Source organism: Sphingomonas sp. GW821-FHT02B09, assembly GCF_059421875.1.
In genome coordinates this window covers 882,716-904,565 of record NZ_JBWKVV010000001.1, presented here as the reverse complement: position 1 = coordinate 904,565, position 21,850 = coordinate 882,716, and the positions used below count along the sequence as shown (strand labels likewise).

22 protein-coding genes are annotated in these 21,850 nt (G+C 63.3%); 9 read left to right on the top strand and 13 right to left on the bottom strand.

What is annotated here, in order from left to right:
- The first annotated feature begins 51 nt into the window (after nt 1-51).
- Nucleotides 52-1,587, top strand: a complete 1,536-nt coding sequence (locus tag AC07U4_RS04175) for a cation:proton antiporter (RefSeq protein WP_495194539.1) — start codon at nt 52-54, stop codon at nt 1,585-1,587.
- Nucleotides 1,588-1,721: 134 nt separating this feature from the next.
- Here the strand turns inward: AC07U4_RS04175 and AC07U4_RS04170 are convergent, their stop codons facing one another.
- The 4 genes from AC07U4_RS04170 to AC07U4_RS04155 form a co-directional block, all read right to left on the bottom strand.
- A complete protein-coding gene (locus tag AC07U4_RS04170; protein WP_495194538.1) occupies nt 1,722-2,480 on the bottom strand; it encodes an alpha/beta fold hydrolase in 759 nt (252 codons plus the stop codon).
- A 262-nt stretch (nt 2,481-2,742) separates the two neighbouring features.
- Nucleotides 2,743-3,090, bottom strand: coding sequence for a lysozyme inhibitor LprI family protein (locus AC07U4_RS04165; RefSeq protein WP_495194537.1), 348 nt, complete (start codon nt 3,088-3,090; stop codon nt 2,743-2,745).
- Nucleotides 3,091-3,102: 12 nt separating this feature from the next.
- The gene (locus AC07U4_RS04160; protein ID WP_495194536.1) at nt 3,103-3,987 is read right to left on the bottom strand and encodes a BPSS1187 family protein; all 885 of its coding nucleotides are present in this window, start codon (nt 3,985-3,987) and stop codon (nt 3,103-3,105) included.
- A 37-nt stretch (nt 3,988-4,024) separates the two neighbouring features.
- A complete protein-coding gene (locus tag AC07U4_RS04155) occupies nt 4,025-5,158 on the bottom strand; it encodes an FAD-dependent monooxygenase (protein ID WP_495194535.1) in 1,134 nt (377 codons plus the stop codon).
- A 55-nt stretch (nt 5,159-5,213) separates the two neighbouring features.
- Between AC07U4_RS04155 and AC07U4_RS04150 the strand changes: the two genes are divergently transcribed.
- Nucleotides 5,214-5,897, top strand: coding sequence for a TetR/AcrR family transcriptional regulator (locus AC07U4_RS04150; protein WP_495194534.1), 684 nt, complete (start codon nt 5,214-5,216; stop codon nt 5,895-5,897).
- Between the two features lie 36 nt (nt 5,898-5,933).
- On the opposite strand, the gene AC07U4_RS04145 is transcribed toward AC07U4_RS04150, so the two are convergent.
- Nucleotides 5,934-6,833, bottom strand: coding sequence for an AraC family transcriptional regulator (locus AC07U4_RS04145; protein WP_495194533.1), 900 nt, complete (start codon nt 6,831-6,833; stop codon nt 5,934-5,936).
- Nucleotides 6,834-6,974: 141 nt separating this feature from the next.
- Between AC07U4_RS04145 and AC07U4_RS04140 the strand changes: the two genes are divergently transcribed.
- The 3 genes from AC07U4_RS04140 (at nt 6,975) to AC07U4_RS04130 (ending at nt 9,084) form a co-directional block, all read left to right on the top strand.
- Nucleotides 6,975-7,442, top strand: coding sequence for a nuclear transport factor 2 family protein (locus AC07U4_RS04140; RefSeq protein WP_169742508.1), 468 nt, complete (start codon nt 6,975-6,977; stop codon nt 7,440-7,442).
- Between the two features lie 149 nt (nt 7,443-7,591).
- Nucleotides 7,592-8,365 (top strand): alpha/beta fold hydrolase, encoded by a 774-nt coding sequence (locus tag AC07U4_RS04135; RefSeq protein ID WP_495194532.1) that lies wholly within the window; start codon nt 7,592-7,594, stop codon nt 8,363-8,365.
- Nucleotides 8,362-9,084 carry a CPBP family intramembrane glutamic endopeptidase gene (locus AC07U4_RS04130; RefSeq protein WP_038658579.1) on the top strand — a complete coding sequence of 241 codons (723 nt, stop codon included), beginning with the start codon at nt 8,362-8,364 and terminating at the stop codon, nt 9,082-9,084. The genes AC07U4_RS04135 and AC07U4_RS04130 overlap by 4 nt, the downstream gene beginning before the upstream one ends.
- Nucleotides 9,085-9,133: 49 nt before the next feature.
- Here AC07U4_RS04130 and AC07U4_RS04125 read toward each other — a convergent pair whose 3' ends face one another.
- The 3 genes from AC07U4_RS04125 to AC07U4_RS04115 form a co-directional block, all read right to left on the bottom strand.
- Nucleotides 9,134-9,484, bottom strand: coding sequence for an antibiotic biosynthesis monooxygenase family protein (locus AC07U4_RS04125; RefSeq protein ID WP_218916692.1), 351 nt, complete (start codon nt 9,482-9,484; stop codon nt 9,134-9,136).
- Between the two features lie 22 nt (nt 9,485-9,506).
- Entirely contained in the window at nt 9,507-10,607 is a 1,101-nt protein-coding gene (locus tag AC07U4_RS04120; protein WP_495194531.1) for a hypothetical protein, read from the bottom strand.
- A gap of 192 nt (nt 10,608-10,799) precedes the next feature.
- Complete coding sequence (locus AC07U4_RS04115; RefSeq protein WP_495194530.1) at nt 10,800-11,177, bottom strand: transporter associated domain-containing protein; 378 nt, start codon at nt 11,175-11,177, stop codon at nt 10,800-10,802.
- 69 nt (nt 11,178-11,246) lie between these two features.
- Between AC07U4_RS04115 and AC07U4_RS04110 the strand changes: the two genes are divergently transcribed.
- The gene (locus tag AC07U4_RS04110; protein WP_495194529.1) at nt 11,247-12,203 is read left to right on the top strand and encodes a hypothetical protein; all 957 of its coding nucleotides are present in this window, start codon (nt 11,247-11,249) and stop codon (nt 12,201-12,203) included.
- Nucleotides 12,204-12,391: 188 nt separating this feature from the next.
- On the opposite strand, the gene AC07U4_RS04105 is transcribed toward AC07U4_RS04110, so the two are convergent.
- Nucleotides 12,392-13,303 (bottom strand): hydrogen peroxide-inducible genes activator, encoded by a 912-nt coding sequence (locus AC07U4_RS04105; RefSeq protein WP_495194528.1) that lies wholly within the window; start codon nt 13,301-13,303, stop codon nt 12,392-12,394.
- A gap of 91 nt (nt 13,304-13,394) precedes the next feature.
- Between AC07U4_RS04105 and katG the strand changes: the two genes are divergently transcribed.
- Complete coding sequence (katG, locus tag AC07U4_RS04100; protein WP_495194527.1) at nt 13,395-15,623, top strand: catalase/peroxidase HPI; 2,229 nt, start codon at nt 13,395-13,397, stop codon at nt 15,621-15,623.
- 376 nt (nt 15,624-15,999) lie between these two features.
- On the opposite strand, the gene AC07U4_RS04095 is transcribed toward katG, so the two are convergent.
- Both AC07U4_RS04095 and AC07U4_RS04090 read right to left on the bottom strand, forming a co-directional pair.
- Nucleotides 16,000-16,632 (bottom strand): tyrosine-type recombinase/integrase, encoded by a 633-nt coding sequence (locus AC07U4_RS04095; protein WP_495194526.1) that lies wholly within the window; start codon nt 16,630-16,632, stop codon nt 16,000-16,002.
- Nucleotides 16,633-16,845: 213 nt separating this feature from the next.
- Nucleotides 16,846-17,742, bottom strand: coding sequence for an AraC family transcriptional regulator (locus AC07U4_RS04090; protein WP_495194525.1), 897 nt, complete (start codon nt 17,740-17,742; stop codon nt 16,846-16,848).
- A 148-nt stretch (nt 17,743-17,890) separates the two neighbouring features.
- Here AC07U4_RS04090 and AC07U4_RS04085 point away from each other — a divergent pair, with 148 nt between their 5' ends.
- Complete coding sequence (locus AC07U4_RS04085) at nt 17,891-18,616, top strand: SDR family oxidoreductase (protein WP_495195010.1); 726 nt, start codon at nt 17,891-17,893, stop codon at nt 18,614-18,616.
- Nucleotides 18,617-18,782: 166 nt separating this feature from the next.
- Here AC07U4_RS04085 and AC07U4_RS04080 read toward each other — a convergent pair whose 3' ends face one another.
- Both AC07U4_RS04080 and AC07U4_RS04075 read right to left on the bottom strand, forming a co-directional pair.
- Nucleotides 18,783-19,391 (bottom strand): DUF1643 domain-containing protein, encoded by a 609-nt coding sequence (locus tag AC07U4_RS04080; protein WP_495194524.1) that lies wholly within the window; start codon nt 19,389-19,391, stop codon nt 18,783-18,785.
- A 145-nt stretch (nt 19,392-19,536) separates the two neighbouring features.
- Nucleotides 19,537-20,568: a hypothetical protein gene (locus AC07U4_RS04075; RefSeq protein ID WP_495194523.1), complete on the bottom strand. Its 1,032-nt coding sequence runs from the start codon at nt 20,566-20,568 to the stop codon at nt 19,537-19,539.
- 421 nt (nt 20,569-20,989) lie between these two features.
- On the opposite strand from AC07U4_RS04075, the gene AC07U4_RS04070 reads away from it, so the two are divergent.
- A complete protein-coding gene (locus AC07U4_RS04070; RefSeq protein ID WP_495194522.1) occupies nt 20,990-21,802 on the top strand; it encodes a hypothetical protein in 813 nt (270 codons plus the stop codon).
- The last annotated feature ends 48 nt before the right edge of the window (nt 21,803-21,850 follow it).

The window sequence follows — 21,850 nt, the reverse complement described above, 5'->3', positions numbered from 1 at the left end:
CTGACCGACGGCGCTACTAACGCTGCATCCGTGTCGATGGTACTCTCGGCCATGACCTTCTTCGAGAGCCTGCTGGCACTGTTATTGGTTGCCATCCTCCTGCTGCAAATTGCTCGCCGCATCGGGCTACCGTACCCGGCGATGCTTGCCATTGCGGGCATGGCAGTGGCGTTTGTACCAGGGGTCGCGGCGATCCGACTGGATCCGGGCACCGCGCTGGCACTGTTTATCGCTCCGGTGCTGCTTGACGCGGCGTTCGACTTCCCGCTCGTGACGGCCGGGCGGCTGTGGCGCCCGCTGGTGATCCTGATCGTCGGCGCGGTACTCGCGACGACCGCGATAGTCGCATGGATCGGATGGGCGGTGGCCGGGCTGCCCATCGCAGCGGCTATCGTGCTCGGTGCGATCGTGGCGCCGCCCGATGCCGCGGCCGCGACCGCGGTGATCGGCGCGTTGGCGCTGCCGCGAACGACGGTGTCCGTCCTGAAAGGCGAGAGCCTGCTCAACGACGCCACCGCACTATTATTGTTCTCGGGCGCGCTCGCGTTTCAAATGGCGGAGGGATCGCCGGGGGCAATCGGACTGCACGTGGCGATTGCGGTACCCGGTGGGATCTTGCTCGGCGTGGTGCTCTCGTGGCCGGTACGGTGGATCCAGCGCTTCGCGGGCAAGACGCTCGGCGCCAACCTCCTCCAGTTCGTCACCGCCTGGGTGATCTGGCTGATCGCGGACCATCTCGATCTGTCGGCTGTGCTGGCAGTCGTCGCGTTCGCAGTGACGGCGGCCCATTCGCCAAACGCCGGCTCGTCGCCGCGGATGCGCGTTCACTCCTTCGCGGTCTGGGCAGCAGTGGTCTTCCTGCTCAACGTCACCGCGTTCCTGGTGATGGGAATGCAGGCGCGCTCGATCCTGGAGCGGCTGCCGGGCGACGGGATCTGGCCTGCACTACGGTTCTCAGGACTGGTCGTGCTGGCGGTGATCGCGACGCGCTTCGTCGTGGTGATGGCGTGGGGGCAGGTCGCTCGTCGATCGGAAAGCGCACGCGGCGCGCTGCCGCCCCCGACGATCGGGCAAAGCGTCCTTGTCGGCTGGTGCGGGATGCGCGGGCTTGTCACGCTGGCGACCGCCTTCGCCCTTCCCGCGACGTTTCCGCAGCGCGACCTCGTGGTGCTGACGGCGTTCTCGGTCGTGCTGGCGACCTTGGTAGGGCAGGGGCTGACGCTCGCACCGCTGATCCGCTGGCTGGGCTTGGACCGGATGGAGAATCCCGCGGACGAGATGTGGGCCGCCCGTACCCGGCTGGTCAATGTCGCGCTCGACGAGCTGCGGAGCCATCCCCAGGCGGAAGATCTCGCTCGGTTGTTCGAAGCCAAACGAGATAAGCGCGACCGTCCAGAGTTGCTGGACTGGATCAAGGGGCAGCACAGCGCCGGGCTTGCCGTGGTGTCGGCACAACGGGCCGAGCTGGCCCGGCTACTGGATGGCGAAGAAGTTGGGATAGATAGCTTCTACGTTCTGCAAGAGGAACTCGACTGGAGGGAGCTAACCTTATTGCCCGAGGAGGAGCGGCGGATCGCCGAGACATGAACGTCTCCCGTCATCGGGATGTATTGGATGCGGCCCACACGGGTCCACGCTTGAACGAATGGCCAGTTTCAAGGCTCATTGCGACGTCGTGAATGTCGTTTCTTGGGTCGACAGCGTCGAGCTGCTGAATGCGTCTACCGTATGGCAGCCAAGACGTCGTCGAGTTGCTCGATTTGTGGAAAGTGGCCGGCCGCTGCGATGGACTGCATCCGCGCGTGCGGGATCAAAGTTGCAAACTGCTGGCCATAAGCCGGGGTCACGATCCGGTCACTTTCCCCCCAGAGCACCAGTGTCGGAATGTTGACGCTGGAAAGGCGGCCTCGCAGCGATGGATCGTGCATGAACGGCTCGCCGGCATAGACGCGCAACGCACGTTGATTGTTCGCCATGGCCGTTGCCGCCGCGGCATCCCTCGGCACCAATGCGCGTGATGGGTCATGGAATGAGTGTGCAAGCAGCACGGCGGGCGGCAGTGTGGCGGGATCGACGATTCCACCGCCTTCGGGCGTCGGGTCGAGCCCCACAGCATCGATGATGACCTGCTCGGCGATGCGCGGACTGCGGCGAAGCCCTGTCTCGATCGCCAGCCATCCGCCAACCGAGTTACCGATCAAGCTGACATCGCCGATCTCGAGCCACTCGATCAGCGCGAGTGCCATGATCGCCAGATCGTCAATGCGGTGAAACCAACTAGGCCGAGGTTCACCGTCGAAACCTGGATAGACCGGGATGATAGCGCGCCTGCCCCGTGCGGCCAGGCCCGTGGCAAGGCCCATCATCGATCCTGGGCCGGCACCACCATGCAGGAGCAGCGTAGGACGCCCGCTTCCCATCTCGTACCAGGCGATCGGGAGCGCATCCGCAAACAGCGTAGTACGGGAGATCTCAATCATCGTTCGTCACCCTCACACTTCGACGTGATAGCTGTCGCGCGACACTGCTCTTGTCCAAAGCCGGCAGGGCAGGGGCAGCTTGATGCCGGCGTCGTACACTGCTCATCCGCAATTGTTCGTTGCGCAGCCATCAATCAATTTTGCCGCTGGCGATTGTCCTACCCTATTGGCGACCACCGTAACGTCGCAGCAGGAGTTCAGCGCTCCGCACTTTCGTCGCTTCGATCGAGTTCGCACGGTCCTGTCCAATTCGATCGCTCCGTCAGCGGTAACGCGACAACCAGGTTGTGCGCCGCCTGGTTTGCGTCGCCAGGCATCCGGGATGGTTCAACCTCTCGATCGTGCCCGCTCCGGGGGAGTTGTCGAGCGGGCAGGCCCGATCACGCTGTGCGATCCACGCGCGCTGCGACGCGCGCAATGCCGCCTGACGGGATGCGGGCAGTCGTTTCATGGTCTCCGCATAGGTAACGTTGAGCGTCGCATCGGCACGCTCGAAATCCGCGACGAAGCATGCCGCCATGTCCGTCGTCACGCCGCGTGCCGCTTCGCCGGTGTTGAGGCAACGGTCGAGTTCACCGGATGCGACAAGCGCGAAGGCGAGTAAGAGCATCGCAAATTCCTTCTATTGGTTGGCGGCGCCGAACATCGTGCGCCACTGCGGAACATACTGGCGGAGCTGCACGGTCGAGACGTGATAAGGATTGCCGTCATCCGGTGACTTGCCGGGTGGAAGTCCACCGTCGAACAGCAGGATGTGGTCTCTTGGTATACGCAGAGCGTCATAGGCGTTCGCGATCAGTCGCGTTGTATTCTCGCGAATGTGTCGCTCTGCCCACCAGCGTGCGGGCGGCGTTGCCGAGGCAGCGAAGAGCCACGGCGCGGGACGCTGATCCGGTCCGGTGACGTCCCAGGGACTCGAGAACAGCACGACCCGGCTGACGGGATATCGCTGCGCCATGAAGGCGGCCATGCCGGCGCCCTGCGACAGCCCTGACAGGATAATCCGCGGCCAGGCCGGACGGCCCTCCGCGTCTAAATATTCGCTCCATCCCGCGTCGGGATGGGTCCGTTGCAAATAGCGGAGCAGATCGCCCAGACGATTCGCGATGGCCTCCGGTGCGGGTGTCGCGACCGGCGGTCCGTCGCCCCCGAACGCACGACTTTCCCGGAAACGGGCCGAGCAGGCCGGGGGGCGTGAAGGGCACACCTGGGCAACGGCGGGCATGTCGTTGTAGGTCAGGAACACGACGCGATAACCCTGGCTCGCGATCGTATCGAGGAGCAGGCGCGGCGCTGTTTCCGAACGGCCGCTGGTGCCGGGCATGAACACGACGAGCGGCGCGTTGCGCGATGGCGCGCCCGCGTAGACGAGGTTGGGATCGTCATATTGTCGCACCTGCGGGTTGGCCGCCGACGGACGGACCAGTTCCTGCGCCGAGACGCCGGAAAGTGATAAGGCGGCGGCGGCTAACGCGGTGCCGAACTGCTTACAAGCCGTCTTCAGCATTCGCATCTACTCCATCATCCACGGCTCGACCGGTCGATCACAGCGCGATCTCGTTCGCCGCGATCTTGCGGTCCCGCTCGGCAAGTTCGTGGGCACTGGCGGGAAAGATGACTGCCATGCCCTCGGTCGCTGCCCGGGTTTGGACCTCTTCAACGAACGGACGCAGTCCGTCTTCGTACGCACGGAAGGCTGCGGCATGGTCGTCTGCGTGCTGCGCCAGCGCATCTGCGAGCCTGGCGGCACCGATGATCGCCATTGATCCGCCCATGCCCGCTATAGGGGACACGCAATAGCCCGCGTCGCCGACCAGCGCGGTGCGACCCTTCGACCAGTTCGGCATCCTGATCTGCGTCGCGCGGTCGAAATAGAAGTCTTCCTCGTCATCGACATGCGAGAGCATCTGCGGCACCTTCCATCCGAGCCCGTCGAAATGCTCGTGCACCAGACGTCGCAGCCGTGCCCGGTCGCGATAGTCGTACGCGATCTCGCTGTCGGCTCGGAACGCCAAGCAGATGTCGGTCCGATCGTCGTAGCCGTTCAGCATGGCAGTGCGCCCAGGCACACTGAACACCTCCGACGTGTCGGGGGGTAGCAGCCCGGTTTCCCGCACCACCTTGAGGTAGAAATAGCCGCCCATGAAGTAGGATGCGGCATCACAGTCACCGAATACCAGATTCCGGGTGTTCGAGCGGTTGCCATCGCAACCGAAGACCAGCGTTGCATCGTGCCGACTACCGTCGTTCAGGGTCGCGGACATTTGATCTGCATGTTCCTGCAGTCGAGCGATCGAACGATCGTAGATTATGTCGACGGAACCATCCACCGCGTCCAGCAACAGATCGAGAAGGTCGTCGCGATGGATCTCGAAGTCGTGCGGCCTGTCTGTCGGCGCCGTGTGATCGATGGCACCCAGCGTCTCATTATCGGCGCCCCGGAAGGTGAAGGCGCGGGGCGGCAGCCTCTTGGCCCAAGTCCGATCAAGCAGGCCCATCCGCTCAAGGATTCCGACCGTTTCGCCTTTTATGTCGACCGGAGTGCCGCCGCGACGAACTCCTGCCGCCGTCTCAACGATCGTAACGCGATAGCCCAGTCTCTTCAGCCAGAATGCGGTGGCAAGACCGGCAAAGCTAGCGCCGCTGACAAGCGCTGTCCGAAGTTCCGTATGCGTCATCGTAGTTGACTGAACGTCCATTGGTCCCTCTACCATCACCAACTATCCAATCGATATGCAGTCCATTTGTATACCGAGTATAGAATGCTGGATTGAGACGATCGTTCCAATGGTGGACAGACGGACACGCAAGCGACTGGCAACACGGCGGGCAATCTCCGACGCCGCGACGCGAATGATATTCGACAAGGGCTTCGACAACGTCACGATCGACGAGATCGCTCATGCCGCCGACGTGGGTCGCATGACGGTGTTCAACCACTTTTCGCGCAAGGAAGACCTGTTCCTCGATCGCGAGCAGGAAATCCACGACCTCGCCTTCGATGCTGTACGCACCCGGAGCGGCGGCACGTCTCCGATCGAGGCGCTGCGGCTCCTGGCGCATCGTCTTATCGAACAGCCGGACCCGCCGTTTCCGTTATTCGATGGGACCGAGCGATTTGTCGAAACGGTGCTTGAAAGCGAGGCTTTGAAGGCACGAGCCCGGCAGATGCGCGATGATTTCGTCCGTGCCTTGGCGGTGATCCTGGCGGAAGTCGCTGGCCGCCCCGAGCAGGATTCCGATGCGGCGTTCGCCGCGGCGCTTCTGGCAGCTGCCTGGGCCAGCGCATTCCTCCAAGCGCATGCGCTGCTGCTCAGGAGCCACGACGTCGTGGCCGCCAAGCGCCTGTTCCTCGATCTTGTCGATCGCGGTACGATCGGAACGAAGGCAGCGCTCTCCGGCACGGCCTATTGCTGAAGATAGCCAGCTACGATGGAAAACAGGGGGCGAGCGTCAAGCCGGTGCCGCTCCCTCCTGACTTGGGCAGCGTCGGGTCAGACGAAGTGCTGGTCGCCGGTCTGCGATCGGTGGGGTGCCGAACATCTCCTTATACTCCCGGCTGAACTGGGAACTGCTCGCGTAGCCTGAGGCAAAAGCCGTGCCGGTCACATCGGCCTCTCCGGAGACGATCATGCGTCTGGCCTCGAGCAGGCGGATGTAGCGTTGGTAGGCGAGCGGACTGCTCCCGGTCGCCGCCTTGAAGTGACGGTGGAACGAGGTGCCGCTCATTCCGGCTGCGTCCGCGAGATCGGCGACCCGCATCGGCTCGCGGGCATTCTGTCGGATCCAGGCGATCGCTTGTCTGATCCGGGCCGCACGAGTGCCCTTCTGGACGGTCTGACGAAGCGTGTCGCCCATCGGCCCCTGAAGCAGACGATAGCAGAGCTCGCGTTCGGCCTGTCCAGCCAGCGCCGGGATGTCATCGGGACGTTGTAGCAGGCGGACGAGGCGATCGACGGCGTCCATCACATCCTCGTTCAGCGGCGCGGTCACGAACGTCGGCGCGGTGGGCGTCTCTCCGGCCGATGCATCGCCCATCAGCGTGGCGATCACATCCGCATCGAGGTTGAGCTCCAGCCCTATGTACGGCGCCTCGTGCGTCGCCTCGATCACCTGGGTCGAGAAAGGCAGCCCGACCGCGGATATCGCGCAATCGCCGGCTCCGAACTCGAGATCCCTGCCACCGATCAGCAACCGTTTTCGGCCTTGTAGAAGCAGGTAGAACTTCGGTTCGAACAGCGCCAGTCTCGCGTCCGTCGGCATCCGGCTCGACCAGATCATCACGTGCGGGATCGCCGTTCTGATCGGCAAGCCTGGCGGCGATCGATCCGCAAGGCGCATCAGCGCGGCCACGGTCTCCTGGCGTATCATGGCCTGCCGGTCGGCGGCGGAGCGGACGTGAAGCTGGCAGGATCGGGCACGTCATTGGCAGGATTGCACATGGCTCGGCTCCGGTTTCGACTATCTTTCTCGCGTGTAATTGGGAGAATGTCGATGCCGAACTCAGACCGCCTGATCGCCCGCCTCGTGGACGAGGCCGCCATCCGCGACGCTACTGCCCGCTTTGCGGATGCTGGAACGTTTGGCGACTATGATGCCTTTCGCGACCTGTGGGCAGAGGATGGGGTCTGGGCCATCGGCAAGCCCTTCGAGGCACGCGCCGAAGGACCGGACGACATCGTCGCGATGTTCAAGAAGCTGAAGGAGCCGAAAGAGTTCTTCGTCCAGTTCGCGTTCCAGGGACCGATCGTGATCGACGGTGACATTGCGCGGGCTCGAACCCTGGTCCACGAGGAAGGACGAGGCCCCGGAGACACCGGCTTCCGCTGTCACAGCGTAACGAACGATCTGCTGCGCCGGACTGGCGATCGTTGGCTGTTCGTGCGCCGTGACTTCCAATATATCTGGCTCGACACCGCGAATTTCGCCGGCGACGTCTTCGAGGTCTCGCCAGCAGTATAGATGTGAGCGAACACTCGCTTCGAAGGAGCTTTCGGCGTGAGGGAAGATGATCCGGTCTGGCTCGATCGACGGCTGTTTCCCTATGACAGTCGTTTCGTCGACGTTGGCGGCCATCGTCTTCACTACATCGACGAAGGGTCGGGCCCGGTGTGCTGTTCCTGCACGGCAATCCGACTTGGTCGTTCCTATACCGGCACATCGTTCGGCGACTGTCGCCGCATTTTCGGTGTATCGCGGTCGATTATCCCGGCTTCGGCCTCAGTGTCGCGAGGCGTGGCTACGGCTTCACGCCTCGCGAACATTCGATGGCGATCGAGGGGTTCGTCGACGCGCTCGATCTTTCCCTGATGTCGATCATGGTTCAGGACTGGGGCGGCCCGATCGGATTGGGTTTTGCGGCGCGCCAGCCCGACCGCGTGCAATCGCTGATCATCGGCAATTCGTTCGCCTGGCCCGCGACGCCGAGGATGAAGGGGTTCTCCTACATCTTCGGCAACCCGTTCGCGCGTTACCTGATCCGGCGGACCAACGTCCTCGCACGCTGGCTGATCCCCGCAGGGATCAGCAGGACGTTGTCGGCGGCGGAACTCGCGGCGTGTCTCGGACCTTTCCCAACCCCTGCGTCGCGTCTGCCGACATGGATCTTCGCCCGCCACATTCGGGCGAGCGCGCCCTATCTGGCCGAGGTCGAAAGGGGCCTGAATAGGCTAAGCGACAAACCGGCGCTGATCCTTTGGGGCAGCGCCGACGGCGCGTTCCAGGCGGCGGATCGCGACCGCTTCGCGAGCCTGTTTGCCGACCGTCGCATCGTCGATCTCTTCGACGCCAAGCACTTCATCCAGGAGGACGCCGCGCCGGAAATCGCCGCGGCGATCCTCGATTGGCGTTCGCGCCTCATCGTGTCCGAGGAGGCGGTCCGGTGAACATTCCGCTCACCCTGGCGCTTCACCTCGGCATCGTGCTCATCGGCGTGATCGTCCTGCGGCTCGCGGGGGTACGGACGCGCCGCGAGCCATTACTCGCCGGGTTCGGCGTCGTGATCCTGTACTGGATCGTTTCTCCCCTCGGGCTCCGGCTTCAGGAGGCCGTCCCGATCTCTGCCGGGTTGCACTGGAACTGGCTCGGCAAGGTCTTTGCTTTGGCCGTCGCCCTATTCGTCTGGCGGCGATCGGGGCTGTCGCGCGACGACATCGGGCTGACGATGCGGCAGCAGGCGGGATCGCTGCTGCCGGCAGGTATCGTCGTCGTGCTGATCTGCGCCTTCGCGTGGACCTACGGGGCAATCAGGTCCGACGGGAGCAGTCTCTCGCCGGAACGACTGCTGTTCCAAGCCATCATGCCGGGGCTCGACGAGGAATTGGTCTTTCGCGGCCTGCTGTTCGCGTTCTTGATTCGCGCGTTCGGAAACGGCGGAGAGATGACACGGGCGTCGCTTTGGTGGGCAGGAACGGCGGTCACCTTCCTCTTCGCAGCCGGGCACGGACTGTTCGTTGTGGAAGGGGCGATCCAGGTGGACTGGCACGCACTCGTCGAAAGCGGCACGATCGGCGCGGGGCTGCTGTGGCTGCGTGTGAGGACCGGCTCACTGGTGATGCCGGTCCTCGCCCACAACCTCTCCAATTTCGGAGACTCGTTTTTCTAGCGGCTGTCTGCTGGACACGCGATCTGTCCGCGTGTCGGTCCAATGCCGGTTAGGCGACGCAAATGCCGGGCACTTCTATCTTGCGGAACAGGTGCGGGCTGACCGCGGCTTCGTCCGGGTAATCTGCCAGGCGCGCCTGAAATGCGGGACTGGCGAACGCCGCGCGAAAGTGGCCGACCGACTGCCAGACGGCGTAGTTCAGGAAAACGCCGCTTCCAGCAATGCCGCGGTGAAGCTGGGTCGAGATGAAACCCGGCTGTGCCTTCATGTGTCCGGCATCGCTCGACCACGCCGCCAGCAAAGCGTCGGCGAGACTCGGCGGAACCACGAAGGTGTTGATGAGGACCACGGCCTCGTCCTCGGACTTCAGTTGATCGGTCAGCGTGACGGCCTGATCCATCTCTACTAGTTTGGGCATTAGTTTACTCCACGAAGGTATTGCACGGTGGTTTCAGGGACCGATAGCGGTCCAGGACATTGAGAATGCTGCGCCACATCATGTCGCCCTGCTCCCAAGGCGTGGCATGTGAGCCGGAACACCGCCAGCCTTCAACAACATCGAACACAGTCGCATCGATGATATGACGCGCGAGCTTCTCACGTTGATTCATCGGCACCAGCTGATCGTCCGGACTCTGCTCGAGCAGGATTGTGGCAAGGCCGCCTAAACGACGCAGGCGGCTAGCTGTCGTACCCAACTCGAACCGAGCGGGACTGCCGGCCGCCCACACTTGTTCATCGGCCCCGAACGCAATGGTCAACAGGTCTCGGTACTCGGCCTCGAGATGCGCATGCGACGGGTCGAGGTGATGCACCAGGCCGGGCAGGTCGTATAGGCCGTTGACGCCGACTACGGCGGCCGGCGTCGGCGGTGCACATACGTCCAACAGCCCGAACTCGGCAGGCTCCGTCAGGACCGCTTCAAAAGCCAGGCAGGCGCCGCAACTATGGCCCGACAGGACGTATGATCCGTCGGACAGACCGAGAGATCGCAGCATCTCGAAGGCGCGAAGCACGTCGTCGAGATGCTGGGGGTGGACCGCTTCGCGGGCTGGATCCGAGTGACCGTCCACGCGCGGATCGTAGGAATCGCTCGGCGCGCTTGGGAACGGGGAGATGGTATAGTCGATCGAGGCGACCACCTTGAGCGGTGTATCGTCAGGCGTGGCGAACGCGCAGGCAACCGTCGGTTCGATCGACGCGGCCGTCACGTCGGGACTGCGCCAGGCGCCGCCGTGGATGTGCACGAGAGCGACCGGACAGCCCGAGTTCGTACCGAGGCAAGGTAGTTCACACACCGGCATACTAACCAGCGCCTCGGTTTCGTCCGTCTGGGGCAGGTATAGGCTGAGTGTCTGCAGTCGATTGCCATCGGCCCGGTAGGAAAGGTCGGTGGCGCAAATGACCGGGACGGGGTCGGGAAGCGCAGGGCTGATGACACACTTGCGTCGCCACTTCCCCGGCTGCTGATGACCATGATCCATGATATGCAGTTGGTTATCGCTGGCATTGATCACATCCATGATCCTGCCAATGACTTGCCTGATCCTGCCGTTGATGCCGCGATCGCTACGCTCGTTCGCCAGTGCTTCGACAACGGATCACCGCCTTGCTGGTGACGCCGGCAAGGTCGCGCGTCCGCGGGTGCAGCGTTACCGTTAGTCGCCACGGTCCGGCCCCGACCGTCCGCCGTCATGCCCGCAGGTCGAGGAAGCTCACGCTTGTTCTCCGGTTGCAGGAATGACTCGAACTGTCGAAATCGTACCGCCATCGACGGCGACGATCTCGACGGCGAAGTTGTCGAAGGCGACGTGGTCTCCTGCCCGGGGCAGTCGCCGCGTCCGTTCGATGACCAGCCCCGCGATCGTCTTGAATCCGCGATCGGGCGCGATGGCGAGGCCGAACTCCTCGATGAGGTCGTCGACCGGCTGGGCGCCGGGCATGACGATGCTGCCGTCGGATTCGTGACGGAAGCCCTGTATCTCGCAGTTGGCGGCTGCGGGATCGGCCGACGGGATGTCCCCGGCGATCGCTTCCAGCACGTCGGCGAAGGTGACGATCCCCAGCATCGAGCCGAGCTCGTCGGCGACCACCGCAACGCCGGCAGCATCCGCCTTCAGCGACGCGAGGGCGCCGAGGACGCTGGCGCGTTCGGCGACATAGTGGACCGGGGAGGCGAGCGCGAGCAGGTCGACGATTTAGTACCACAGAAGGCGCAGCAGCTTTACGGAGGCGTGCGCACCGACCTTGACCGCTTCGACGCCGATCTCAGCGTGCTACTCGCCGGCTGGGGCGAGCAGGCTGCGCGTAAGGCTCTCTCCGACCATTCGGGTATATTTGCAAACTATCCCGAGGGCAGCAGTGCCGTCGCGCCTGATGCTACGCAATCCGCGGTACTCGGAGCCGCTGGCAAGCGTGACCTCCGCACGGTTATGTCGGCGCAAGGGGACGCCGGCTGGGCGTGGGCGTTACGCGGGACTGTGTTGTCGCTGCTGTTCCTCTGCGTCGTCGTGCCGATCGGTTTGGCTGTCGCAACGGTCACGACGCTGGTGCAGAACGCACGCGCCGCAGAGCGAAAGGCGGCAGCCGTCGAGGCGGACGTAAAGCGCGACGATCTCATCGAAAGCTATAACAATGTCTACGGTGAGATTGCCAACGCCGTCGTGGATAACGACCTTTCCCGCATCAGGCGCATCCTTGCCCGAGAGCGTGCCGGCCTGTTCGCCAAGAAAGTCGCGGTGCAGGAGCGCGTCGCAGTTCTCGATGAGGCATCCGACACCCCGTCCACCACTACCGTCACTAGCCCGGTTGCCGCGGAAAGGGTCACCTTTCCGCAACGGGTCTTCATCCAGTTCGCGGGCACCTATACACGCGCGCAGATGACAGCTCTTAACGCCAGTCTGCGCGCTGCTGGCTGGGACATGCAGAGCACGAGCGGCGAACGAACTACAAAGGCCATAGGCGTGAACCAGGTCCGTTACGGCGACGGAGGCGCGGCGGCCGCTGATGCTTTGGTCAAGGCGCTCGCTGCAAGCACCGACACGCCAATCCGCGGTGTGGAGCCCAAATCCATGCGGTTCGTCGGCAACCGCAACTTGGAAATATGGATCAGCAACTAAGGCGCGAGCAAGCCACTGCCAGACGCACGTGGCTCGCGGCTGAGGTTCCTTGACGTTAACGAGTGACCGGAGTCGGGGAGTCGCTACACCCACCGGAGCGTCCAATTCCTGGTCGATCAGGACGTGGGGTGGCCGCAGAAAAGTTCTTGAGGAGCTGGTATAAGGCGAACTAGCGTGTCGGGATCTCTTTAACTGGCTTCACCCGTGTCGCCACCTACTGCTTGCCTGATCGTCTCGCCAAGCATTCGGAACTCGCTCGTACGTGGATGGCCGCGACGCCACACTAAGGCGATCTGCCGCTCCGCGCGGACGGTCTGCAGCGGATACGCCTCGACCCGGGTCCCCCCGAGGATGCCGGCATCAATCGCCATCTGCGGAATCAGGGTGTAGCCAAGTCCCGCGTCGACAAGTTGGACGAGCGTGTGCAGCGTGGATGCCACCAGCAGCCTTTCGGTCTCCGTGGCGGTACGGTGGCAGGCCGCGAGGGCATGCTCTTTGAGGCAGTGCCCGTCCTCTAGCAGGAGCAAGCGCTGGTCTTCCGCCTCACATAGCGGGGATGCGGACTGGTCCTGTCCCTTGGCGGTGACGAGGATCAGGCGATCGACCGCGACGTCAACCTTCTCGATATCGCCGCACTCCACCGGCAGAGCCAATAGCACGCAATCGATCTCGCCACGTCCGGTCGCGTCGCACGCAACGCTGGTCAGCATCTCGCGTACGTACAGCTTCAGCCGCGGCCAGTCCCGGGCGAGCACCGGCAGTATGCTGGATAGCACAAACGGTGCGATCGTTGGGATCGCCGCGAGCCGCAACGGCCCCACGAGCGGCTCGTGGGACCGTTGTGCGACGAGTTGGAGGTCCTCGGCGGCTTGTACCATCCGTCGGGCGCGGGACACGATCTCCTCTCCCAGCGGGGTGAAGCGCACATGGCGTTTTGAGCGCTCGACCAAGCTCGCCTCCAGCACCCGCTCGAGTTCAGCGATGCCCACCGAAAAGGCTGACTGCGAGACAAACAGGGCGGCAGCCGCACGCCCGAAGTTGCCATGCTCATGAAGCGCGAGGAGATATGACAACTGTCTGAGCGAGGGGATAGGCTTCATCGGTTCAGGTGATAGCAGAAATCGTTTCAATCCATTGGATAAATTTATCGGCCCCATTAGGGTACCCCGATAGCACAAGTGGAGTGAGAAGATGGCTGACGAAGATCCCAGCGAGCGCTGCCCGATGGGCAGGAATGGCGGTGGCGCAGGCACGGTCCGTTCGCTCCTCGGCCGTACCAACAAGGATTGGTGGCCCGACGTTCTGCCGGTCGAGATCCTGCATCAGCATGGCGTGTCGCCGAACCCCATGGGCGAGGATTACGATTATGCCGAAGCGTTCCGGACGCTCGACTACGCCGCGCTGAAAGCTGATCTCACGGCGTTGATGACCGATAGCAAGCCATGGTGGCCCGCCGATTATGGGCACTACGGTCCCTTTATGATCCGCATGGCCTGGCATGCTGCGGGCACTTACCGTGTTACCGACGGCCGTGGTGGTTCGTCCTCGGGCCAGCAGCGGTTCGAACCGCTCAACAGCTGGCCGGACAACGGCAACCTCGACAAGGCACGGCGCCTGCTGTGGCCGCTCAAGCAGAAGTACGGGAAGCACATCAGCTGGGCGGACCTGTTCATCCTGGCCGGCAACGTCGCCATCGAGAGCATGGGCGGCCCGACCTTCGGCTTCGCTGGCGGCCGTAAGGACGTTTATCAGTCGGAAGGCGACACCTATTGGGGCGCCGAGGAGCAATGGATCGGGCATGCGGAGCACAAGAGCCGCATTCGCCCCGACGAGGAGCTCGATCTGGAAGGTCCGCTCGCCGCGGATTCGATGGGCCTGATCTACGTGAACCCCGAAGGACCGGGCGGCAATCCCGATCCGCTCGGCTCGGCGCGCGACATGCGGGCGACCTTCTCGCGGATGGCGATGAACTCGGAGGAGACCGTCGCGCTCACCGCCGGTGGCCACGCGTTCGGCAAGACTCACGGGGCAAAGCCTGCGGAGAACTTCGGCAAGGAACCAGCCTCGGAAGCCGTGCACATGCAGGGTCTCGGCTGGCTCACGGACAGCGAGGAGATCGGCAAAGGCCATATCACCACGTCGGGGATCGAGGGTTCGTGGTCGAATAATCCGACGAAGTGGACCGGTGACTATTTCCGCCTGTTATTCAAGTACGAGTATGAGCTAACGTCCAGCCCGGCTGGTGCGAAGCAGTGGACCCCGATCAATCCCGAGTGGGAGGACATGGCACCCGACGCACGCGATCCCAACAAGCGCGTGCCGACGATCATGACGACCGCCGACATGGCGCTGAAGCTGGATCCCGAATTCCGCGCGATCTCCGAACGCTTCCGCGACGATCAGGCGGCGCTCGACGACGCCTTCGCACGCGCCTGGTTCAAGCTGACCCATCGCGACATGGGGCCGAAGGTCCGCTATCTCGGGCCAGAGGTGCCGGAGGAGACGCTCATCTGGCAGGATCCGGTGCCCGAGGGAACGGCGCCGAGCGATGCCGAAGTAGCGGCATTCGCAGACAGCGTACTGCGCTCCGGCCTCAGCATCGGTCAGCTCGTCAAGACCGCCTGGGCCTCCGCCTCGACCTACCGCAAGTCCGACCATCGCGGCGGAGCCAACGGTGCGCGTATCGCATTGGAGCCTCAGAAGAACTGGGCGATCAATGAACCCGCAGAACTGGAAACGGTGCTCGCCAAGCTCAACGAGCTTCGCGGAAGCATGTCGCTTGCTGACGCGATTGTCCTTGCAGGCTCGGTGGCGATTGAGAAGGCGGCGAAAGATGCCGGTTTCGAGGTCAAGGTACCGTTTACCGGTGGGCGCGGTGACGCGACGCAGGAATGGACCGATGTCGAGAGCTTCGCATGGATGGAGCCGCAGGCTGATGGCTTCCGCAACTACCTGCGGACGCGGCAGTCCGTGAAGACCGAGGAGCTGCTGCTCGACAAGGCGTCGCTGCTTGGTCTGTCGGCTCCGGAGATGACGGTGCTGCTGGGCGGGCTCCGCGTGCTGGGTGCCAATCAAGGCGACAAGCCCGAAGGAGTACTGACCGACCGCAAGGGTCAGCTGACCAACGACTTCTTCGTCAACCTCTTCGACAACGAGACCTTCTGGGAGCTCGTGGATCCGTCGAGCGACGAGGAGTTCATCGGTCATGATCGCGGCGGTAAGGGCGAGAAGTGGCGCGCCACCCGTACGGACCTGGTGTTCGGCTCGAACTCACAGCTGCGCGCGACGGCGGAAGTCTATGCCGAAAATGGCAATGAAGAGAAGTTCGTCAAGGACTTCGTCAAGGCCTGGGTAAAGGTCATGGATGCCGACCGCTTCGACGTGACTGACAAGCCGGTGACTTCGAACATCGCAACCTGACCAAGGTTCGTTTTCGAATAAAAGGCGGTCGCGAGAGCGATCGCCTTCTTTTTTAGAACGTCGAGCGCATCGCCTACAGGTCCGCTGATCCTTAGAACGGAAGGATTGTGAAGGACCTCCTTCTTTGATGCGAGATCATATATCCTCCGGCGTTATCGCGGCGGACATCGCTGGCGCGCAGATTCGCACTAGTCTTGCTGATAGCAGTGTCGGCTTCGTGCTTTATCTGACAAAAAAGCCATGATCCGGTCAGCCCTCGATCATTGAGACCGGCCCCCGAACATCATCCCCCATTGGGTGGAGCCGCATCAAGCTGAACCAACGGCTGAAGTTGGGAGGCAGGGAAGGGTGCCGGGACGACTGTATTTGGGTCGGCTCAGACCTCAGTGCGTTCGGCCAGTTCCAAAGCGTCCTCCACGTCAACGCCCAAGTAGCGGACCGTGCTGTCGATCTTGGCATGGCCGAGCAGGATCTGAACCGCGCGGAGATTGCCGGTCGCCTTGTAGATGATCGATGCTTTCGTGCGCCGAAGCGAGTGCGTCCCGTAATCCTGAGCCGGAAGGCCGATGCCGACCACCCACTCGTGCACGAGGCGGGCATATTGCCGCGTGCTCATGTGAGCCATGTAGTCGTTTCGGCTCGGGAAGATGAAGTCGTTCAGTGTGCCGCCGCGTCGCTCCAACCATGCCCGCATCGTCTTTCGTGCCGTATCCATCAGCTCGAACTGGACCGGTCTTTTGGTCTTCTGCTGAACCACGACGGCGCGGTCACGGACGCGCCCGCCGGAAACTACATCGCCGATCCGCACCTTGACCACATCACAGCCGCGCAGCTTGCTGTCGATGGCGAAGTCGAACAGCGCTCGGTCGCGCAATCGTCTATGCTGGTCGAGCCAGAAGCGAATGGCCCAGACCTGTTGCTGTTTCAACGCCCGCTTCGCACCGATAAGCCGGCCCTCGTTCCAGGGTCGAAGTTCGTGAAAGGCGGGGTCCATCGACGAGTGCCCCATCGATCATCTCCATCGGGACGGACCGGCCAATCGAGCGTACGCAGGCGCGGTAAACCGACGGTTCGGAAATGTGGTTGATCGGCCGTCGGTGATGCTGAACGAGCGGCCGGTTTCGCGCGGCGCCTCGTAGTCTCCGAGCGGCCCAAAGTGGGTCTCTGCGTCGGCATTGGTCATCCCAGAATCTCATGGGATTGCTCGCGGCTCGGATTGTCGTCACAGCGCCATAGCTGCCCCGGGTGCGGCGTGGAAGCGTTCGATGTCCATGCGAGGAGGCGCACCGAACAGTCGCCTGTATTCGCGGCTGAATTGCGACGGACTCTCGTAGCCGACTGCAAAGCCCGCCGTGCTCGCCGTGGCACCCCCCACCAGCATCAGTCGCCTGGCCTCCTGCAACCGCAACTGCTTCTGATATTCGAGCGGCGTCATGCGGGTAATCGCCTTGAAGTGCGCGTGCAGCGAGGAGGGGCTCATACCCGCTTCTGCTGCGACCTCCTCGATGCGGATCGGCGCATCGAAACGGCGGCGGATCGCCGCGATCGCCCGGCTGACCTGATTGATGTGGCTGCCTGCGGTCGCAACATGGCGTAGCATCGGCCCGTGCGGCCCGGTGAGCAGACGGAACAGGATCTCGCGCTCGATCAGTGGTGCCAGAACGCGGATGGTCTCGGGTCGGTCGAGCAGCCCGACCAGCCGGCACGCCGCGTCGATCAGGTCGGGATCGCTGGGGTAGACGCCGAGTACCGGCAGGTCGGTGCGCTGCATTGCGCCGCCCTCGCTCACCATGAGATCGGCTAGCATCGCGGGATCCAGATCGACCTTGCAGCACAGATAGGGCCGTTCGGGGCTTGCATCGAGGACGTGGCCGACCAGCGGCAGGTCGACCGATACGAGGAGATAATGGGCGGCGTCATAGACGACGCTGCGTTCGCCAATCGACACGCGCTTCGATCCTTGGGCGATCAGGCAAAGCGAAGCCTCGTAGACGGCAGGCGTGGAGGTGCTCGGCGCGTCGGCGCGGATCAGCGACACATGCGGCATTGTCGTCGTGCAAATGCCTGTGCCGACGACGTGCCGATCGATGACGGCGGCGAGTTCGGCGATCCGATCCATACCAGCTATCCTTCCTCAGCCGAACCGCGCAGGCAAGAATGCTGTTTCGATTTTGGAGGATCGTGCAAGCTACTTGGATGATCACTCTACCGTCCAGCGCTGTCCTCGGACCATCTGTCTGCCATCACTGCAACGAAAGGACTGCATCATGGCAGCAAGCATCGACAAGGTCGTCCTCATCACCGGCGCCTCGAGCGGAATCGGCGAGGCAACCGCGCGCGAATTGGCGAAAGCCGGCGCCCGGCTGTTCATCGGCGCGCGTCGCGGGGACCGTCTGGAGGCGCTGGCGGAGGCATTGGGCGAAAACGTCGCCTGGCGCGAACTTGACGTCACGGACGGCGACGACTTCGACGCGTTCGTCGCGGCTGCCGAAGCGCGGTTCGGGCGCATCGACGTGCTGGTCAACAATGCGGGCGTGATGCCGTTGTCGCCGCTTGCTGCGCTCAAGCGCGATGAGTGGAAGCGGATGGTCGACGTCAACATTCATGGCGTCCTCAACGGCATCGCTGCGGTCCTGCCGCGGTTCGTGGCGCAGCAGAGCGGGCATGTCGTCAACGTCGCGTCTGTCGCCGCGCACATGGTGATGCCGACGGCTGCCGTTTATTGCGGCACCAAACACGCGGTGCGCGCGATCACGGAGGGGTTGCGGCAGGAGCATGACGAGATCCGCTCGACGTTGATCTCGCCGGGCGTGGTTGCGACCGAGTTGGGCCATGACATCACCGATCCTGAAGTCGCAGCAGCACTGACGGGGTGGCGAAAGAAGTCGCTGACACCGGACGCGATCGCGCGGGCCGTCCGCTTTGCGCTGGAGCAGCCTGAGGGTGTCGACATCAACGAGGTGATCGTACGTCCGACCGCAGCGGACATGTGAGCGCGTGGGCGCGCCGGTGCTGGAGCCGGCGCGCCCACGCGGTCGGTCGGTCCACATGAACAAGCGGCAGGTGTCAGGCCGCTACAAGAGTGTCGGGAACGGCCGGAAGTGGGTCGCCTAGACGCACGGTCTCAACCGTGCGCTCAACAGCCACGTCCTGCTCCTATCATTTGGTAGGGAGTTCCAAAGGTCGGATGCGAAGCTCGCCCGGTAAGCGCTGCGGATGCCAAGGGCGCCCCTTCCCGGTGATGCCAAGCGTCAACAATTGCACTCGTGCATCGCGTTCCGTGTCAGAGAGCCAGCGTTTCAGCTTCGGCCCGCTGTCACCCCAAGCAAGTAGGACATCTCGCTCCTTCTCCTCGGGGTGCAAGCGCCCAAACACTCTCCTGAGCTGCTCGGTGTTGAGTGGGCCGTCCGGACGACCGGCACTGATCCATGCGCGCGAATCGGTCTCCATCTGGGCTGCGGAATTGACCCAGAAGAGACCACCGAACTGATTGTCACGCTGGACCGCGCGGATGACCCTGTTGACGGTGATATCGCCTTCCTGTTCGTCCGCTTTGCTCGGATTGAGGCCGATGCCGAACAGAAGCGGCAGGCTCTCGTCCCAGAGTGCCGAGAGCGAATAGCGGACCTTCTTGCCGCCTAAGGTTTGCCGATCGAATACTGCTCGCCCTTCACAGTCGGTATCGCGCCGGTGGCCTCTTCTGACCTCGACATCCATCGTTGGTGGAAGTTCGCAGAATTCGATTAATTCACGTGATCCGACCATCATCAGGCTGTAGCTTGGGCGGCCGGGAGAGGACACCATCAATCGGCCCGAGGCACGAAAACTCAACGCGGTATCGCGGCCAGTTTATTGGCGATGCTCCCCAACAAGTGAAGGCCATCTGGGGACGGCGCCTCAGTGCGGGATTAGTTCAATCGCCGAAGGTCTCTATGAGGAGGATGGGAAGGCCCTCTCCATCTTCGTCGGGGTCTTCCGAAGCCGCCCCATCGGGCGGTTCCTCGCCCGGATCCGGCCGGGATGGTAGGTCGCTGAAGGGATTTCCGGGATTGGGAATGGGAAGCGTTCCGTCTTGGAACGCCATGATGCCCCGACGCAGGCCGCCCCAACTCTGCATGGAATTCGCAACTCGTTTCGCCGTGATGTCGAGTAGCTCCTGGACCGTGATGTCGAGGTCTTGGCCAGATCCGAGGGTCGCGGCGGCTAGATTGAGGACTGGTGAGATGGCTTGGCCTCGTGCCGGGTAGGTCTCGAAGAGCATGCTGCTGAGAAAAGATCCGAGCATTTCCGAGCCGACCGTGGTCACCGGGTGTTGCTGCGGGTATGCCACGGACCAAGGTGGCCTCAGTTCCGCGAAATCACTCGGAAGAAGCAGCAGTCCGCTGCTCCGGGGGTGGTGAGAAAACACCCAGCGGCAGGTGTGCGCGTCATCGGCCACCAAAGCAAACCGCGCGAAGTCCTTCGCGGCACCGACGTCGCGCACGCCCTTTTTTAGGAGCGTGCTCTTGTAACCCGTGCGGCTCAGCGAAAATGGAGGAAGTCGACGGTAGAGGTCGTTCTGCACGGGGTCGGTTGCGGTGGCGCTGCCCCGATTTGTTCGCTTCGCCTGCAGGATCGCCGCGCGTCGGCGTGGCCGGTGCCCCAGATGATCGTGCACTACCAGCAGATCGCCTAGTTCGCATGTGTTCTTCTTACCGTTCACGTCGTCGAAGGTTGCCAGCGGCGTCTTGTGACAGAACACGCCCGTGATCCGCAACGCGATACCCCTTCGGGCAAAGACGGGCTGCCAGAGTTTCGCCAAGTGGCGGGTCGACCAGCGCATCAGGCGATAGGTGTGGTCGACCTCGTCGGGGGCGGCGGTGGCAGATATGCTTCGTCGCCAGCCCATGCATACGGCGGCTTCGGCCTGCCAGCGCAACTCCTCATGATCACTTGGCAACAGCATTCGACCCCTCCTCGGCGCTCGGGGTCCCCACGCGATCTGACATCACGTTGCCGACTGCCCCCAACTCGACCTTTCAATTCCTGCCGCCTAGGGTAGCGCGCCGAAGGCACGGTGCAAATCCGACATTTATCCGGTGGATGCGGCATAAGCACGCCAGCTTCCCGACAACCCGGGTGTCGTCCAATCGGCCTTCGTGAACGGAGAGGGATGGCGCGATGCTTACGATGAGTTCGGACCCGGTGGTCGTCGGCCGCGCCTTCGAGACATGGCGTTTGGCGCTTCTAGACGCCGGCATTAGGGACGGTGCTCTCTGGCGTCTGTCCGAGCAGCGCTCGTGTTCCGGAACCAGGCCGATAGTCGAAGCGATCTACTAGGCCGTCGAACCGCGCTCGGGACGGACCCGACCGGCGGCTACTGGGCCGTGCAGATCAACGAGGCGGACACGCCCGGTGACGCCAATGTCACATCCGGCATCGCTGTCGATGAGCAGGGAACGCCGTTTTTAATCAGGCAGGGGCGGCTCAACTCGCCCGTAGCAGGTAACCCGCCCATTCTAGAGGCCGAGTTCCGCCGCCTTACCGGCCTCGAACCCACGCCCATGCTGCGGGGGGACACGAGTGGAAAGAGGCGTGAGTGGCACGTCGTAACGCGCCTGGATGTCGGCGCGGAGCAAATTCGGGACGCGACCGGTCTTTTCGTCGATCGTTGTGCGTTGGCGCGGCTCCGCGACGCCGAGGCTGAGGGCGACCTGCCTGACACGGCTCCCGTCGAGGGGGTCGGGCGCGACGAGAATGCGGAAAGCTACACCGTTGGCCCCCGTGACGCTGTCGACGAAAGGGAGGTACGGCGGCTGCAAGGGGAGGTCTGGCAGCAGCTCGCGGTTCTTCTACGATCCGCGAGCATAGCGATCGACAAGCCGAGGCACGCCGCGGGCTATGAGGTCGACGCCGTCATCGCGGCGCCTGACGGTGCGCTCCTGGTTGAGATCAAGACGGGCAGCTCGGCCGCCGACGTCTACGGTGGGATGGGGCAGCTCCAGCTTTATCCGAGACTGTTGCCGCGATTAGGTGACCACGAGCTCGTGCTGCTGCTTCCCGCGCTTCCTCAGCCAGCGCTCGTGCGCGCGATCGGAGAGTGTGGCGTTCGTCTCCACACCTATCGTCGCTTGCCTTCTCAGGCAGATGCCGCGGTTAAGTTCGACGACGCGTTCCTGCGGCTGTGCGGTCTGAATTGAGAGGCTGCGCGACGTAGCCGGTGCAGCCTGGAAACCATTCTCGATTAT

What these genes read in the sequence shown, in the direction of transcription:
- AC07U4_RS04175 (WP_495194539.1), top strand. Translation starts at nt 52, where the DNA reads ATGACCTTCTTCGAGAGCCTGCTGGCACTGTTATTGGTTGCCATCCTC.
- AC07U4_RS04170 (WP_495194538.1), bottom strand. Translation starts at nt 2,480, where the DNA reads ATGATTGAGATCTCCCGTACTACGCTGTTTGCGGATGCGCTCCCGATC.
- AC07U4_RS04165 (WP_495194537.1), bottom strand. Translation starts at nt 3,090, where the DNA reads ATGCTCTTACTCGCCTTCGCGCTTGTCGCATCCGGTGAACTCGACCGT.
- AC07U4_RS04160 (WP_495194536.1), bottom strand. Translation starts at nt 3,987, where the DNA reads ATGCTGAAGACGGCTTGTAAGCAGTTCGGCACCGCGTTAGCCGCCGCC.
- AC07U4_RS04155 (WP_495194535.1), bottom strand. Translation starts at nt 5,158, where the DNA reads ATGACGCATACGGAACTTCGGACAGCGCTTGTCAGCGGCGCTAGCTTT.
- AC07U4_RS04150 (WP_495194534.1), top strand. Translation starts at nt 5,214, where the DNA reads ATGCAGTCCATTTGTATACCGAGTATAGAATGCTGGATTGAGACGATC.
- AC07U4_RS04140 (WP_169742508.1), top strand. Translation starts at nt 6,975, where the DNA reads ATGCCGAACTCAGACCGCCTGATCGCCCGCCTCGTGGACGAGGCCGCC.
- AC07U4_RS04125 (WP_218916692.1), bottom strand. Translation starts at nt 9,484, where the DNA reads ATGGATCAGGCCGTCACGCTGACCGATCAACTGAAGTCCGAGGACGAG.
- AC07U4_RS04120 (WP_495194531.1), bottom strand. Translation starts at nt 10,607, where the DNA reads ATGGATGTGATCAATGCCAGCGATAACCAACTGCATATCATGGATCAT.
- AC07U4_RS04105 (WP_495194528.1), bottom strand. Translation starts at nt 13,303, where the DNA reads ATGAAGCCTATCCCCTCGCTCAGACAGTTGTCATATCTCCTCGCGCTT.
- katG (WP_495194527.1), top strand. Translation starts at nt 13,395, where the DNA reads ATGGCTGACGAAGATCCCAGCGAGCGCTGCCCGATGGGCAGGAATGGC.
- AC07U4_RS04095 (WP_495194526.1), bottom strand. Translation starts at nt 16,632, where the DNA reads ATGGGGCACTCGTCGATGGACCCCGCCTTTCACGAACTTCGACCCTGG.
- AC07U4_RS04090 (WP_495194525.1), bottom strand. Translation starts at nt 17,742, where the DNA reads ATGGATCGGATCGCCGAACTCGCCGCCGTCATCGATCGGCACGTCGTC.
- AC07U4_RS04085 (WP_495195010.1), top strand. Translation starts at nt 17,891, where the DNA reads ATGGCAGCAAGCATCGACAAGGTCGTCCTCATCACCGGCGCCTCGAGC.
- AC07U4_RS04080 (WP_495194524.1), bottom strand. Translation starts at nt 19,391, where the DNA reads ATGATGGTCGGATCACGTGAATTAATCGAATTCTGCGAACTTCCACCA.
- AC07U4_RS04075 (WP_495194523.1), bottom strand. Translation starts at nt 20,568, where the DNA reads ATGCTGTTGCCAAGTGATCATGAGGAGTTGCGCTGGCAGGCCGAAGCC.